The organism is Microbacterium sp. 05T445 (genome assembly GCF_056395865.1).
Genome location: NZ_JBFTKJ010000001.1, coordinates 82257 through 97408 on the forward strand (window position 1 = coordinate 82257; position 15152 = coordinate 97408).

Consider the following 15152-nt stretch of genomic DNA (forward strand, 5'->3'; position numbering starts at 1 on the left):
GCCTGGGACGGCGCTGGACCGGCCGGCCCTGACCGGCTGCGGCATCCGTGGTCAGGGGGTGGGGGTGGACGACGGCTCGGGGTCGGGGACGCCCACCGTCAGCGGTGCGACGGTCTGGGCGAGCCCTGCCTCGGTCACCGACCGGACGAGCGTGGACATCCAGTCGGTGCGCGCGGCGGTGAGCTCCTCGCTCACCGGCTCCTGCTCCTGCGGCGCGAGCTCGGGCGGGAGGTCGTCGTCGACGAGGTAGACGACCTCGCCGGGCTTGACGTAGTACAGCCGTTCACGCGCCTGCGTCGTGATGTAGGCCGGATCCTGCCACCGGTCCTTCTGCGACTCCAGGTCCGCGACCTCGTCGCGGCTGAGCTGCACCGCGGCCTCGAGCGCGGCGATCTGCTGCCGCTGGTCGACGTACGTGCCGATCGTGGGCACGAGCACGAACGCGGCGAGCACCACGAGGCCCATCATGATCACCATGAACCCCGACAGCCGGATGCCGCCGAGCCATCCCCGCACGTCCACCGGCCGCCGCGCGGCCACCGGCCGGCGCCGGGGCGCCCCGGGGGTACGGGAAGGGGGAGCCGTCGTCTTTGCCACGGCTCCCCCTTCTCTACGACGCTTCGGTCAGCGCATCAGCCCTTGAACCGGGGGAACGCTCCGCGACCCGCGAACACCGCGGCCTCGCCGAGCTCCTCTTCGATGCGCAGAAGCTGATTGTATTTCGCGACGCGCTCGCTGCGGGCGGGCGCGCCGGTCTTGATCTGACCGCAGTTCACGGCGACCGCCAGGTCGGCGATGGTGGTGTCCTCGGTCTCGCCCGAACGGTGCGACAGCATCGAGCGGTAGCCGTTCGAGGTGGCCAGGGCCACCGCGTCGAGCGTCTCGGTGAGCGTGCCGATCTGGTTGACCTTGACCAGCAGCGCGTTGGCGACGCCGAGGTCGATGCCCCGCTGCAGGCGCGTGGGGTTGGTGACGAACAGGTCGTCGCCCACCAGCTGCACCTTCGAGCCGAGCTTGTCGGTGAGGGCCTTCCAGGCGTCCCAGTCGTCCTCGGCGAGGGCGTCCTCGATCGTGACGATCGGGTACGCGTCGACGAGATCGGCGAAGTAGTCGGTCAGCTGCTCGGCCGACCAGGGCTTGCCCTCGACGGTGTAGACGCCGTCCTTGAAGAACTCGGTCGCCGCGACGTCCAGACCCACGGCGATGTCCTTGCCGGGGGTGAAGCCGGCCTTCTCGATCGCCTTGATCAGGAAGTCCAGGCCCTCGCGGTTGCTGGGCAGGTCGGGGGCGAAACCGCCCTCGTCGCCGAGTCCGGTCGCGAAGCCGGCGGCCTTCAGCTCGCCCTTGAGGACGTGGTAGACCTCGGTGCCCCAGCGCAGCGACTCGCGGTAGGTGTCGGCACCGATGGGCGCCAGGAAGAACTCCTGGAAGTCGATGCCGTTGTCGGCGTGCTCGCCGCCGTTGATGACGTTGAACAGCGGGACCGGCAGGACGTGCGCGTTCGGTCCGCCGAGGTAGCGGTACAGCGGCAGGTCGGCCGCGTCGGCGGCCGCCTTGGCGACCGCGAGCGAGACGCCGAGGATGGCGTTCGCGCCCGTGCGCTGCTTGTTGTCGGTGCCGTCGGTCTCGTTGAGGATCGCGTCGACGAGACGCTGCTCGCTCGCCTCGATGCCCTCGATCGCCGGGCCGAGCTCGTCGATGACGGCATCCACCGCCTGCTGCACACCCTTGCCGCCGTAGCGGCTCTTGTCGCCGTCACGCAGCTCGTATGCCTCGAAGGCGCCGGTCGACGCGCCCGAGGGGACGGCCGCGCGCTGGACGGTTCCATCGTCGAGCAGCACCTCCACCTCGACGGTCGGGTTTCCGCGCGAGTCGAGGATCTCGCGCGCGCCTACAGCCTCGATCTGTGCCACAGGGGTTCTCCTTGCTTGTGGAGCGTGATTCGTCGGAGCGTCGTCGGTCCGTGACGAGTCTAGTGATGCCGGATGCCGGGGCCAGGGGGGTTACCGCGTGCGACGGCGCCGGGGTGCGGCATCCGCTCTCCCCCATCCGGTCGGCGCATCACACGACCAGGGCGATCGCGATGCCGTCGTACCCCTTCGCGTCGAGCGTCTGGATGGCGGTCGCGTCGAACCGCGGGTCGCGGCCGAGCATCTCGAGGCCGCGCTGCACGCCGATGATCTGCGGATTCTCGGTCGCGGGGTTGGCGACCTCTCCGTCGCGGACGGTGTTGTCGACCATCACGACGGTTCCCGGCCGGCCCAGCCGCGCCGCCCAGTCGAGGTAGATCGTGTTGGACTCCTTGTCGGCGTCGATGAACACCAGGTCGAACGGCTCGTCGCCCTCCAGCGTGGGCAGGACGTCGGCGCCGCGGCCGATCCGGATGTCGACCTTGTCCCCCACCCCGGCCCTGTCGAGGTTCGCGCGGGCGAGGTCGGCGTTGCGCGGTTCCGCCTCGATCGTGACGACCCGTCCGTCGGAGGGGATGCCGCGCGCGAGCCAGATCGTCGAATAGGCGCCGAGCGTGCCGACCTCCAGGACGCGGCGCGCGCCCGACATCCTCGCCACCAGGTGCAGCAGCTTGCCGTGGACGGGTGCGACCTCGATCGCCGGCAGGCCGGCGTCGTTCTGATCGGCGACGGCCTGCTCGAGGCCGGGGTCGTGGCCGATCAGCAGTTCGGTCAGGTAGGCGTCGACGCGGCGCCAGGTCTCGGGTGTGGGCTCGGCCATGGCCCCAGCCAATCCGGCGGCGCGCCGCGCGTCAAGACCGGCCGGGCGACCCCGTGGCGGCGCGCTCCACGAGTGCCTCGAGGAGTGCTGCGCCGGTGCGCGCGTCGTCCACCGTCACCACGAACCGCTTGCCGCCGCGGCGGGTCACCTCGATCGCCTGCCCGGTGCGCAGCACCACGCCGAACCGGCGTCCGGTGCTCAGGCGCAGGCCCCAGCCGCCGAACTCGCCCATCGGGCTGACGTCCACGCACGCCGCGGACGCGACATCGGCCAACGGCACGTGGAACCGCGGGAAGCCGAGCACCGAGTCGACGTGCAGTCCGGTGTCGTCCACGCGGACGCGGAACGCCAGCGTGGTCGCGGCGAATCCCAGCAGCAGCACGGCGATGCCGGTCAGCACCCAGGCCAGCACGGGCTCGGCGCCCGTGATCCACGCGCCGACGGCGCTCGCGGCGATGACGACGACGGCCGCGACGATCGCGATCGCACCGCCCGGGGTCATTGCCGTCGTGCGCATCCACAGCACTCGCTCGTTCGCGGCGAGCGCGAGAGGGGCCGCCGGCCGGGCCGCGGCATCCGTCGCCTCCTCATGCGGCTGGAGGAACCACGCCGCCACCCCGGCCACGCCGGCGGCGACGACGGCCGCGATCAGCGCACCCCACACGGTCGAGACCTCGGCGGCCGCGCCTGCACCGGCCTGCATCGCGAGGGTCCACGTCAGGGCGACGGTCACCAGTGCCGACAGACCGGCGGCGGTGGCTCCCATCAGGCGGTACGTCAGACCACGGTCGCCGCGGCGAAGGCCGGGAAGCGACGTGAAGGCGATCAGCAGGGGCAGTCCGAGCCCCAGCACCGCCGTCAGCACCGGCTGCGTCCACGCGGGGGCGAAGCCGTCGGCCACGCCCGAGGCGTTCCAGTGCACGGCGATCGTCGAGGGCAGCTGCGGCAACAGCACGAGCTGCACGGCGACGCCGAGCGCGACGAGCACGACGGGCAGCCACACCGCCACGAGCACGAAGCGGCGCACGGCGAGGTCGGAGCGGGTCATCGGTTTCCTCCTGAGGAGACGGTGCGGGACGAAGGGCGACGCGGTGGGCGTCCGCCGGGGACGCGAGAAGGCGAGGACGGTCGAGGATCAGCGATCACGCGCGATCTCCTTCACGAGGGCGGCCAGGGCGTCGGGCGGAAGCCCCGCCGCGCGCGCCCGCGCGACGAGGTCGGCGATGTCGTGATGCAGGCCCTCGAGCGCCTCCGCCTGCGCGGTGACCACCGCACCCCGGCCGCGACGGAGCTCCACGAGCCCTTCGTCGCGCAGGTCCTGGTAGGCGTGCAGCACGGTGTGCACGTTGACGCCCAGCGCCGTGGCGACGTCGCGGGCCGCCGGAAGGCGATCGCCGGGGCGCACGCGCCCCGCCGCGGCATCCGCCCGTACCGACGCGGCGATCTGTGCGAACAGCGGCGCATCGCTCTCGGGATCGATTCTCACTAACACGCGCTAATTCTATGACAACTAGAACAATGAAATCCAACCGTTGTGGGATGCCGCCAATCGAAACGGCCTGCGACCACCGATTCGGCCAAGCTGGAGCGCATGCGTGTGACCCCTCGACGACTGGCCGTCGGCATGAGCCTGTGGATCCCCAACCTCTTCAGCGGCATCCGCGTCACGCGGTTCGCCGACGACTGGACGAGCGCCACGGTGCAGCTGCATGTCAACGTCTTCACCCGCAACTACGTGAAGACCGCGTTCGGCGGATCGATGTCGGCGATGACCGATCCGTACTACTTCATGCTCGTGATGCACCAGCTCGGCCGCGACTACGTCGTGTGGGACACGCGCGGCGAGATCGAGTTCCTCAAGCCCGGCCGCGGCGTGCTCACCGCGCAGTTCTCGGTCCCCCGTGAGAAGGCCGAGGAGCTGCGCGAGCGCGCCCGGGGCGGCGCGAAGGTGCTCGAGTGGTTCGAGACCGACATCACGGATGCCGCCGGCGACGTCGTCGCCCGCGTGCGGCGCGAGGTGTACGTGCGCGAGAAGAAGCGCGTGACCGAGGCCGCGCTCTGAGCCCGCCCCTCGTCGGCGCGTCGGACCGGCTCAGACGTCGCCGCGATAGTCCGTCGCGGTGAGGCCGAGGACGGCGCGGAAGTCGTTGGCCAGGTGCGCCTGGTCGGCGTAGCCGAGGTCCGCGGCGATCTCGGCGAGCGCGGCATCGGGCTCGTCCCGCACCCGCTGCGCCGCCTCCTGCAGCCGGCGCCGCCGGATCATCGCCGCGGGCGACACTCCGACCGTGCGGTGCGCGAGCCGCTGCAGCGTACGCACCGAGACCCGCAGGCGCGCGGCGGCGTCGTCGAGGCGCAGGATCTCGGCATCCGTCATCAGCAGATCGGCCATCGCGTTCGCCAGGCGCGCCTCGGGCGTCGGCGGGCCGACGCGCTCCGCGAGCCAGCGCGCGGCGACCGCGGTGGCCGCCTCGAGGTCGGGCATCGCCTCCGACACGGCGCGCTGCAGACGGGGCTCGTCGAGGGCGACGTGCGCGTCCACCAGGTCGCTCGGCGCATCGTGCAGGCGGGAGAACGCGGCCGGCTGCAGGAGCGCACCGACGGCCCACCCGCTCCCCCGCAGCTCGCGCACTGAGGCGCGCGTGGTCGCACCCCACAGCGTCACTCCCTCGGGTTCGACGGCGAGATTGGCCGCCGGGTAGCCGAGCACCGGCTGGTGGGAGACGGCGCCGTCGGGCAGGTCCCACTGCGGGATCCAGAACCACGCGACGAGCTCGGATGCCGCCACCGGCGGCGCGATCCGCGTGAACCGCGGCAAGCGCTCGGGGTACAGCACGCCGCGCGTCGGATCGGTCACACGGTCACGGTACCGGGCGCCGCCGACACGGCCCGGTGCAGGGTGTCGCGAATCTCCAAGACCGCGGCATGCGCTCGGCGGGACCATCGGGTCATGACCACGGAGAACACCACCGGCGCGACCGGCGTCCACACGACCGACGGCCGTCCCCACGGGGCGACCAGCCTCACCCCCTTCCTCGCGATCCGCGGGGCGAAGGAGGCGCTCGACTTCTACCGCGACGTCTTCGGCGCGCGCGTGACCGACGTGACCGAGTTCGACGGACTCGTCGTGCACGCGGGCCTCGACTTCGGTCTCGGCTTCCTGCAGATCGGCGAGCCGACCCCGGACTACGGCCTCGTGGCGGCTCCCGAGGGCGACGACGACTGCTACTCGATGGGCGTCTACGTGCCCGACGTCGACGCCGTGACCGCCCGCGCGGTGGCTGCCGGCGCGACGGTGCGCGAAGAGCCGTCGACCTTCGTCTCGGGCGACCGGTTCTCGAGCGTGCGCGATCCGTTCGGCGTGCGGTGGTCGATCATGACCCGCGTCGAGGACTTGTCCGAGCAGGAGAGCGCCGCCCGCGTGGCGGAGTGGGCGGCATCCTTCAGCGCGAGCTGACGGCCGTCGCGTCCCGCTGCTCCCGTGCGACGGTCAGCTCCGCGATCAGCGCGGGAAGAAGCGCGTCAGCGGTACGGCGGTAGCCGAGGGCGCTCGGATGGAAGCGGTCGAGGCTGAACATCTCGTCGGGCTGGGTCACGAAGAACGGGCCCACGGCGCGGCGCAGCGAGACGGGCCGCACCCCGCTGCGCCGCGCCGCGTCCGCCTGGGCATCGGCGAGCTGTCGCGACAGCCGCGAGCCCAGTGCACGCAGCGGCTGGGGCACGGGGCGCAGGGCGCCGAGGTCGGGACATGTGCCCACGACGACCGCAGCGCCCCGCGCGCGCAGGCGCGCGATCGCCTCCTCGAGGTACGCGATCGACGCCGCCGTCGGCACGCGATGGGTGATGTCGTTGCCGCCCACCACGATGACGGCGACGTCCGGACCGTAGTCGGCGGGAAGGGCATCCACCTGCGCCGCGAGCGCCGACGACTCCGCGCCCACCACCGCCGCCGTCCGCAGCCGCACCGGACGGCGCGCCCGGCGGGCGAGGCCCTTGGCCAGGCGCCCGCCGAGCGTGTCCTTGCGCCGCTCGGCGCCCAGCCCCGCCGCGATCGAGTCGCCGAGCACGACGAGCTCGAGCGGTTCGCCGCCGAGCCGCCGCGCCCAGACCCTGTCTGCATCCACCGCGTCCTCGCCGAGCGGCTTGCCGATGCGGCGCCGGGCGAGCGCGGCCTGCCGCGCGAGGACGGCACGTCCGCCCAGCAGCACCACTCCCGCGCCGATGACGACACCGGCCGCACCGATGACGAGGGACCAGGGCACGGCGTCGCGCGGGCGGAACATGGCCTCATGCCACAGCACCCGGGTGAACGGATGCCGTCGTCACGGTGACCCGCCGGTATGCGGCCGGACCGAGCCGCCCGCGCCAGGCCCTACGCGGTGAGCTCCTCGATCGCGGCCGCGATGCGACGCTCCCGCGTGTCGGCGCGCTTGGCCTCCGACACCCCGCGGGCGAGCTCCTTGCGCCGCGTGAAAGACAGCGCGTCGAACGCGGCGCGCGCCCCGGACGCGGCGGCCAGCGCCGCGGCCAGGTCGTCGGGCACCTCCACCTCGCGCTCGGCGGTGTCGAGCCCCACGGTCGCGTCGACCTCGTCGCCGATGTCGACGCCGAGCTGCGACCGCACCGCCTTCGACAGCCCGATGACGTTGCGGCCGTCCATCACGCCCAGCCGCACGCGCGCGGTGCGCCCGCCGATGTCGACGACGACCGCGGCGCGCTTGCCGCCGCCGAGCTCGGCCACCTGGGCATCGGTCAACTCGATCGCGGTGGCCGGGCCGAAGGGCACCAGCACGGTGTGGATCTGCAGCGTCATCGCACCATCCTGGCGGGAGGGGGCGCCGTCCGGAACCCCGGAATCCGCTGTTCCGCGACGCGCGCTAGGGTTCGCCCGTGGCCACTCCCTCGCTGTCGCGGCGTCTGGGCCTCGGCGATGCCGTGTTCATCGGCCTGGGCTCGATGGTGGGCGCCGGGGTGTTCGCGGTGTGGGCGCCGGCAGCGGATGCCGCGGGCACCGGCATGCTCGTCGGCCTCGCGCTCGCGGCGGTCGTTGCCTTCGGCAACGCCACCTCGTCGGCGCAGCTCGCGGCGGCGCATCCGACCTCGGGCGGCACGTACGCCTACGGGCGCGCGGAGGTCGGTCCGTGGTGGGGGTTCGTCGCAGGCTGGGCGTTCGTCGTCGGCAAGATCGCCAGCTGCGCCGCGATGGCGCTGACCTTCGCGGCGTATGCGGCGCCGGCCGGGTGGGAGCGCCCGGTGGCGATCGCCGCCGTCGTCGCGCTCACCGCGGTGAACTGGTTCGGCGTCACCCGCACCGCCGGAGCCGCCCGGGTGATCGTGGTCGTCTCGCTGGGCGCGCTCGCCGCGGCCGTCACCGCCGCGTTCTCGGCGGGCGCGACGCCGGGCTGGATCGGCGGCGACCAGCTCTGGGCGGGCGGTGCCTACGGCATCCTGCAGTCCGCCGGGCTGCTGTTCTTCGCGTTCGCGGGATACGCGCGCATCGCCACCATGGGCGAGGAGGTGCGCGACCCCCGACGGGTGATCCCGCGGGCGATCGTCCTCGCGTTCGCGATCGCCCTCGTGGTCTACGCGGTGGTCGCCGTCGCCGTCCTCAGCGCGCTCGGTCCTGCCGGAGTCGCCGCGTCGACCGAGCCGGTCGCCGACGCCGCCGCGCGCGCAGGCTGGGCGTGGATCGGCGTCGTCGTGCGCATCGGCGCCGCGGCCGCGTCGCTGGGGCCCTCCTCGCCCTCATCGCGGGGGTGAGCCGCACGGCGTTCGCGATGGCGCGGGAGCGCGACCTTCCGGGTGTGCTGGACCGCGTGCATCCCCGGTGGCACGTGCCGCACCGCGCCGAGCTCGCGGCGGGGGCGATCGTGGTGCTGCTGGTGGCGCTGGTCGATCTTCGCGGCGCGATCGGCTTCTCGTCGTTCGGCGTGCTGCTGTACTACCTCGTGGCGAACGTCGCGGCGTTCCGTCAGCGCGGCGACGCCCGGCGCTACCCGGTCGCCCTGCAGCTCGTGGGCGGGATCGGATGCCTCGTCCTCGCCGTGACGCTCCCGTGGCAGTCCGTCGTGGTCGGGGTGATCGTGGTCGGCGTCGGCGTCCTCTACCGCGCCGTGCGGCTTCACCTCACCCGGTCGGTCTGAGACCGATCCGGGCTCAGGCGAGCGGCTTGACCTCGAGGGAGGCCTCTGTGGCGCCCGCGGCGACCGTCGCGAAGGCGGTGTAGCCGTCGGATGCCGCACGCTCGAGCAGCGCCTTGAGGTTCTTGGTCCGCTGCTCCAGCCGCACGCGCGAACCCTGACGCACGAGCGCGGCCTTGAGCGCGAGGAGCTCGCCCGCGGGCACGTCGCGGTCGTGCACGAGCACGACCGCCGGGGCCGCGGCATCCGTCCGCTCCGCGACCAGGTCGACGATGCGCTCGAAGCCGATCGAGAACCCGACGGCGGGTACATCCTGCCCGAGGAAACGGCCGATCATGCCGTCGTAGCGGCCGCCGCCCCCGAGCGAGTAGTCGACCGAGGGGTGGGCCAGCTCGAAGATCGTGCCGGTGTAGTAGCCCATGCCGCGCACCAGGAACGGGTCGAACACGAGCGGGATGTCGTCGAGCGGCTCGGTCGCCGAGCCGCGCGACGCGGCGACGGCCTCGCCGATGCCGACCAGGTGGGCGACGATGTCGTCGGGCGCACCCTCGGGCAGCGCCTTGCGGATCTGCCGCTCGCCGTACGGGTTGTACTCCATCGTCGTCGGGCGGCGCAGGAACGCCGCGAAGCCGTCCACGGCCGCGGAAGACGCACCACGCTCACGCAGTTCGGCGACGATGCCGTCGGGACCGAGCTTGTCGAGTTTGTCGATCGTGATGAGCACGCCCGGACGCTCGGCGGCCTCGAAGCCGAAGCTGTCCAGCATCCAGTCCAGCACGCGGCGGTCGTTGATGCGGATGCTGCCGCCCTCGAGGCCGAGTGCGTCGAGCGTGTCGAGCGTCGCGACGGCGAGCTCCGACTCGGCGCGCGCCGACGCGTCGCCGATGATGTCGATGTCGCACTGCACGAACTGGCGGTAGCGGCCCTTCTGCGGGCGCTCCGCGCGCCACACCGGGGCGATCTGGATCGAGCGGAACACCGACGGCAGCTGCCCGCGGTTGGTCGCGTAGAACCGGGCCAGCGGCACCGTCAGGTCGTAGCGCAGGCCGAGGTCGGTGAGCGCCGCAGGATCGTCGGCCGCAGCCCGGATCGCATCGGCGTCGAGTCCGCGCTTGAGGACGTTGTAGGCGAGCTTCTCGTTGTCGCCGCCGATCCCCGCGTGCAGCCGCGAGTACTCCTCCATGACGGGGGTCTCGATCTCGTCGAACCCGTGCGCGCGGTAGCGCTCGCGGATGACGGCGAGCACGCTCTCGCGACGGGCCTTCTCGGCGGGGAGGAAGTCGCGCATGCCGCGCGGCGGATTGACGGATGCCACGGACCCATCTTTCCATCCGCCCCGGCGTCACCCGAAAACGGAGCCCGGATCAGGAGGCGGGATCGGCCTCGGCATTGCGGATGTCGCGCTCGAGCCCCCGCAGCCGCTCGCGCAGCGCGCGCTCGGCGTCCCAGCCGTTCGCCTTCGCCGTCGCGACGAGCGCGAGCAGCGCCTCGCCGAGCTCGGCCTCCGACGCCGGCTCGCCGCGCGCCTCGTCGCCGCGCCCGACGCCCGCCAGGGCCGCCTTGCCGAGGAGCTTCTGGGCGAGGGCGAGACTCGGCATCCGCTCGCTGACGCCGTCCAGCACGCTGGTGCGCGTGCTCTTCTCGGCCGCCTTCGCGGCGTTCCAGTGGACGAGCACCTCTTCGGGCGTGGTCGCGACGGCGTCGCCGAAGACGTGAGGATGCCGGCGCACCATCTTGTCGGTGAGCCCGCGGGCGACGTCGTCGATGTCGAAGGGGTCGTCGAGATCGCGCGAGGCGATCTCAGAGTGGAACAGCACCTGCCACAGCAGGTCGCCGAGCTCTTCGCGCAGCTCGTCGCGCGAGCCGTCCTCGACGGCGTCGATGAGCTCGGCGCTCTCCTCTACGAGGTAGGGCACGAGGGCGCGGTGATCGATCTGCTGCGTCCACACGCAGCGATCGCGCACGGCGCGCATGACGTCCGCCGCTTCGCGGAGGGGATCGGGCGCGGCGCCCGTCACGTCGTCACGGATGCGGTCGCCGTCCGGCGTCGGTAGTGCCATGACCGCCACGATACGAGCCCTGCGGCCAGAAGGAGCGAAATCACCGAACCTGCCAGCACGCCGAGGGTCGCCTGGTCGCGCAGCGCGGGCGCGTCGGTGAAGGCGAGCTCGGACAGCAGCAGCGACACCGTGAACCCGATGCCGCCCAGCGCTCCGGCGGCGAGGAGGTCCGCGAAGGCCAAGGAGGGCTTCCCGCCCCGGTGCCCGACGCGCAGCGACACCCAGCCGAACAGCGAGATGCCGACGATCTTGCCCACCGGGAGCGCCACGAGCACGCCCCAGAACGCCGGCGAGAGCTCCGACAGCGGCACCGACGGGATCGCGACGAGCGCGGCAGAGAAGGCGAACACCGGCAGCACGATCACGTTCACCCAGGGCTCGAGCTCGTGGCGCACCCGCAGCGCAGGGCGCTGCGCCATCGCGAGGCCGAGGGCGACCCCCGCGATCGTCGCGTGCACGCCCGACAGGTACACCAGCACCCACGTCGCGATCGCGAGGACGACCAGTGCGACGGCGATCGGCACGCGCCCGCGGGTGTCGAGCTGGCGGCTCAGGATGCCGAACGCGACGACCGCGACGGCGGCAACGGCGAGCGCGGCGACGTTCACGTCGGCCGTGAAGAGCACCGCGATGAACACGATGCCGACGATGTCGTCCAGGATCGCCAGCGCGAGCAGGAATACCCGCAGCGCCGACGGCAGCCCGCGGCCGAAGACGGCGAGCACCCCGAGCGCGAAGGCGATGTCGGTCGCGGTCGGGATCGGCCACCCGGCGGTCGCATCCGACCCCCAGGCCACGATCGCGTAGATCAGGATCGGGACCAGCACGCCGCCTGCGGCGGCGATCGCCGGCTGCAGGGCCCTGCGCGCGGAGTTCAGCTGGCCGCTGGTGAGCTCGTACTGCAGCTCTACGGCCACCACGAAGAAGAAGATCGCGAGCAGGCCGTCCTTGATCCAGTGGGACACGCTGAGCTCGAAGACACCGGGGATGCCGATGTACGTGTGCATGGCGGCATCCACCGCAGGGGCGAGCGCCGAGTTGGCGACGATCAGGCCGAGGGCGGCGGCCACGAGCAGGATGACGGCGGGGAAGCGGGCGGAACGAAGCAGCGACATCGGGCCTCCGTGAGGGCATCGCGGGTCGACAGGGACGCGCCGACCAGACTTCCCGGCTCTCCATCGGACAGTCTAGCCAGCGACGCCCGCTCTCCCCCTGAGCGCCGCCGTCGTCACACAAGGCCCACCGTGACATCGGGGAAACACCGCGCGGTTAGCCTGGACAGATGCGCGAACTCACCCACACCGAGGCGATCGACCTCGTCGGCCGATACGAGGCGGAGCAGGCGATCCCCGAGACCATGCGCGGCGACGTCCGCATGCTCGGCACGCTGCTCGGACAGGTGCTGCGCGAGAGCGGATCGGCCGGGCTGTACGAGGATGTCGAGCGCCTGCGCACCGCGACCATCCAGGCCTACACCGACGAGACGCCGGAGGCGTTCGCACGCGCGGCGGAGATCGCCGACTCGTTCACCGTCGCCCGCGCCGACGAGGTCGCCCGCGCCTTCACGGCCTACTTCCATCTCGTGAACCTCGCCGAGGAGCACCAGCGCGTGCGCGTGCTGCGCGAGCGCGACGGACGTCCCGACCGGGAGCAGGCCACCGACTCCGTCGCGGCCGCGTTCGTGCGCCTGGCCGCCGAGGTCGGCGATGACACCGCGCTCAAGCGCCTGCAGAGCATGCGGTTCCACCCGGTGTTCACGGCGCACCCCACCGAGGCCCGCCGCCGCGCCGTGTCGACCAGCGTCCGCCGGCTCGCCACGCTCCTCCAGGAGCACGACGCCTCCCCGCGCGGCGGCGCAGACGAGCGCCGCGCCGAGCGGCGCATGCTGGAGGAGATCGACACGCTGTGGCGCACCGCGCCGCTGCGGCCCGAGAAGCCGGCCCCGACCGACGAGGTCCGTGCCGTCATGGCCGTCTTCGACGACACGCTGTACACCGCGGTCCCTCACGTCTACCGCCGCGTCGACGATGCACTCCAGGGCCCCGCGGCCGGAGGCCGCGCTCCGGTGGTGCGCCCGTTCGTGCGCGTCGGGTCGTGGGTCGGCGGCGACCGCGACGGCAACCCCTTCGTGACGGCATCCGTCACCCGCAAGGCGTCTGCGATCGCGAGCGAGCACGTGCTGCTGGGACTGGAGCGCACCGCCAGCCGCATCGGCCGCACACTGACCCTGGATGCCGCGACCACACCGCCCAGTGACGCCCTCGTCGCACTGTGGCAGCGGCTGAAGGCCGCCGACGAGGACGCCGCGACCGAGATCGCCAAGCGCTCGCCCGACGAGCCGCACCGGCGCATCCTGCTGCTGGTCGCCCGCAAGCTCGAGGCGACGCGTGAGCGCAGCGCCGACCTCGCCTACCGGGACCCCGAGCACCTGCTGGCCGACCTGCGCATCGTGCAGGACTCGCTCGTGCAGGCGGGGGCTCCGCGCCAGGCCTACGGGCACCTGCAGCAGCTGCTGTGGCAGGTCGAGACGTACGGCTTCCACCTCACCGAGCTCGAGGTGCGCCAGCACTCGGCCGTCCATGCCAAGGTGCTCGCCGAGCTGGAGTCCGGCGCGCCGCGGTCGGAGCTCGCCGAAGAGGTTCTCGACGTCATCCGCACGATCGGCTTCCTGCAGGAACGCTACGGCCCGCGCGCCGCCGGCCGTTACATCGTGTCGTTCACGCAGTCCGCCGAGGACCTCGCGAACGTCCACAAGCTCGCCCGCTTCGCGGTCGGCCCCGAGGGCACGCCGCCGGTGCTCGACGTGATCCCGCTGTTCGAGACGTTCGCCGACCTGCAGGCGGCGCCCCGCATCCTCGCCGAGATCGTGGAGCACCCCGAGTTCGCCGCGCGCCTGGAGGCCACCGGCCGGCGCCTGGAGGTCATGCTCGGCTACTCCGACTCGTCGAAGGACGTCGGACCGGTCGCCGCCAACCTCGCGCTGTACGCGGCGCAGGCGCTGATCGCGGCGTGGGCCGACGAGAGCGGCATCGAGCTGACGCTGTTCCACGGCCGCGGCGGTGCGCTCGGCCGCGGCGGCGGGCCCGCGAACTCCGCGATCCTCGCGCAGCCGCCGCACTCCGTGGACGGCCGGTTCAAGCTCACCGAGCAGGGCGAAGTCATCTTCGCGCGCTACGGCGACCCCGCGATCGCGATGCGGCACATCGACCAGGTCGCCGCCGCGATCCTCCTCGCCTCGTCCCCGTCGAACGAGGAGCGCAACCGCGCCGCGGCCGAGAAGTACGCCGGCATCGCCGCGACGCTGGACGCGGCATCCCGCGAGCGGTTCTTCTCACTCGTGAAGGCGCCCGGCTTCGCTCCCTGGTTCGCCCGCGTCACCCCGATGGAGGAGATCGGCCTGCTCGCGCTGGGCTCGCGGCCGGCCCGCCGCGGACTGTCGGTGGAGTCGCTCGAGGACCTCCGCGCGATCCCGTGGGTGTTCGCGTGGACGCAGGCCCGCATCAACCTCGCGGGCTGGTTCGGCCTCGGCACGGCGCTCGACGCCGTCGGCGACGAGGCGCTGCTGCAGCAGGCGTACCAGGAGTGGCCGCTGCTGCGCACCCTGATCGACAACGTCGCGATGAGCCTCGCCAAGACCGACGACCGCATCGCACGGCACTACCTCGAGCTCGGCGACCGCGACGACCTCGCAGCGCTCGTGCGCGACGAGATGCGCCAGACGCGGGACTGGGTGATCCGGATCACCGGCGGCACCGAGCTCCTGGCCAACAAGCCGGTGCTGCAGCGCGCCGTCAAGATGCGCAGCCCCTACGTCGACGCGCTGTCGCTGCTGCAGCTGCGCGCGCTGCGGGCGCTGCGCGAGGCCCCCGAGGGCGCGCCGGTCGACCCGGAGCTGCAGCGTCTGCTGCTGCTGTCGGTCTCGGGCGTCGCGGCGGGCCTGCAGAACACCGGCTGATCCGGCCCTCCGCGCGTCGCGACCGGGATCTCTGCGACCCCGGCGTACCGTGGCGCCCATGGCACGGATCGTCGTCGCCGAAGTCTGCCCCGCCTGCGGGTCGCTCGACGTGCGGGCGCGCGAACCCCGGTGGTTCCGCATCGACTGGGAGCGGCGTGCCGCCGTCGACGACGGCACGCTCGACCGGCTCGAGCTCGGCTGCCGGGACTGCGGGCTCGCCTGGGGCTGACCGGCTCAGGACAGCGGATGCCGAGGCTTCGGCATCCGCCC

At 72.8% G+C, this 15152-nt stretch carries 15 protein-coding genes and 1 pseudogene; 5 read left to right on the forward strand and 11 right to left on the reverse strand.

The genetic code is table 11. The features are described 5' to 3' along the window. Positions 1–51: 51 nt before the first annotated feature. The 5 genes from AC1DDU_RS00425 to AC1DDU_RS00445 all read right to left on the reverse strand — a co-directional run bounded on the left by AC1DDU_RS00425 (position 52) and on the right by AC1DDU_RS00445 (position 4222). Entirely contained in the window at positions 52–597 is a 546-nt protein-coding gene (locus AC1DDU_RS00425; protein ID WP_477430658.1) for an FtsB family cell division protein, read from the reverse strand. Positions 598–632: 35 nt separating this feature from the next. Further along, positions 633–1913 (reverse strand): phosphopyruvate hydratase, encoded by a 1281-nt coding sequence (eno, locus tag AC1DDU_RS00430; RefSeq protein WP_477430659.1) that lies wholly within the window; start codon positions 1911–1913, stop codon positions 633–635. A gap of 148 nt (positions 1914–2061) precedes the next feature. Continuing rightward, complete coding sequence (locus AC1DDU_RS00435; RefSeq protein WP_477430660.1) at positions 2062–2730, reverse strand: O-methyltransferase; 669 nt, start codon at positions 2728–2730, stop codon at positions 2062–2064. A 31-nt stretch (positions 2731–2761) separates the two neighbouring features. Continuing rightward, the gene (locus AC1DDU_RS00440) at positions 2762–3778 is read right to left on the reverse strand and encodes a DUF1648 domain-containing protein (protein ID WP_477430661.1); all 1017 of its coding nucleotides are present in this window, start codon (positions 3776–3778) and stop codon (positions 2762–2764) included. Positions 3779–3865: 87 nt separating this feature from the next. Then, complete coding sequence (locus AC1DDU_RS00445) at positions 3866–4222, reverse strand: GntR family transcriptional regulator (RefSeq protein ID WP_477430662.1); 357 nt, start codon at positions 4220–4222, stop codon at positions 3866–3868. Between the two features lie 99 nt (positions 4223–4321). Here AC1DDU_RS00445 and AC1DDU_RS00450 point away from each other — a divergent pair, with 99 nt between their 5' ends. Next, entirely contained in the window at positions 4322–4792 is a 471-nt protein-coding gene (locus tag AC1DDU_RS00450; RefSeq protein WP_477430663.1) for a PaaI family thioesterase, read from the forward strand. 30 nt (positions 4793–4822) lie between these two features. On the opposite strand, the gene AC1DDU_RS00455 is transcribed toward AC1DDU_RS00450, so the two are convergent. Then, positions 4823–5584: a helix-turn-helix domain-containing protein gene (locus tag AC1DDU_RS00455; protein ID WP_477430664.1), complete on the reverse strand. Its 762-nt coding sequence runs from the start codon at positions 5582–5584 to the stop codon at positions 4823–4825. Between the two features lie 93 nt (positions 5585–5677). On the opposite strand from AC1DDU_RS00455, the gene AC1DDU_RS00460 reads away from it, so the two are divergent. Next, complete coding sequence (locus AC1DDU_RS00460; protein ID WP_477430665.1) at positions 5678–6184, forward strand: VOC family protein; 507 nt, start codon at positions 5678–5680, stop codon at positions 6182–6184. Here the strand turns inward: AC1DDU_RS00460 and AC1DDU_RS00465 are convergent. After that, positions 6171–7010: an SGNH/GDSL hydrolase family protein gene (locus AC1DDU_RS00465; protein ID WP_477430666.1), complete on the reverse strand. Its 840-nt coding sequence runs from the start codon at positions 7008–7010 to the stop codon at positions 6171–6173. The genes AC1DDU_RS00460 and AC1DDU_RS00465 overlap by 14 nt on opposite strands. 89 nt (positions 7011–7099) lie before the next feature. After that, entirely contained in the window at positions 7100–7540 is a 441-nt protein-coding gene (locus AC1DDU_RS00470) for a YdeI/OmpD-associated family protein (protein WP_477430667.1), read from the reverse strand. Between the two features lie 77 nt (positions 7541–7617). On the opposite strand from AC1DDU_RS00470, the pseudogene AC1DDU_RS00475 reads away from it, so the two are divergent. Next, positions 7618–8870 (forward strand): annotated as a pseudogene (locus AC1DDU_RS00475) (APC family permease). A 13-nt stretch (positions 8871–8883) separates the two neighbouring features. Here AC1DDU_RS00475 and hisS read toward each other — a convergent pair. From hisS to nhaA, 3 genes are all read right to left on the reverse strand, one after another. Beyond that, complete coding sequence (hisS, locus tag AC1DDU_RS00480) at positions 8884–10155, reverse strand: histidine--tRNA ligase (RefSeq protein ID WP_477433381.1); 1272 nt, start codon at positions 10153–10155, stop codon at positions 8884–8886. A 76-nt stretch (positions 10156–10231) separates the two neighbouring features. Next, the gene (locus AC1DDU_RS00485) at positions 10232–10927 is read right to left on the reverse strand and encodes a nucleoside triphosphate pyrophosphohydrolase (protein WP_477430668.1); all 696 of its coding nucleotides are present in this window, start codon (positions 10925–10927) and stop codon (positions 10232–10234) included. Next, positions 10882–12042: a Na+/H+ antiporter NhaA gene (nhaA, locus tag AC1DDU_RS00490; protein WP_477430669.1), complete on the reverse strand. Its 1161-nt coding sequence runs from the start codon at positions 12040–12042 to the stop codon at positions 10882–10884. Before nhaA ends, AC1DDU_RS00485 begins: the two co-directional genes overlap by 46 nt. 167 nt (positions 12043–12209) lie before the next feature. On the opposite strand from nhaA, the gene AC1DDU_RS00495 reads away from it, so the two are divergent. Together AC1DDU_RS00495 and AC1DDU_RS00500 are read left to right on the forward strand one after the other, a co-directional pair. Continuing rightward, positions 12210–14882, forward strand: coding sequence for a phosphoenolpyruvate carboxylase (locus tag AC1DDU_RS00495; RefSeq protein WP_477430670.1), 2673 nt, complete (start codon positions 12210–12212; stop codon positions 14880–14882). A gap of 58 nt (positions 14883–14940) precedes the next feature. Then, entirely contained in the window at positions 14941–15111 is a 171-nt protein-coding gene (locus AC1DDU_RS00500) for a hypothetical protein (protein ID WP_477430671.1), read from the forward strand. The last annotated feature ends 41 nt before the right edge of the window (positions 15112–15152 follow it).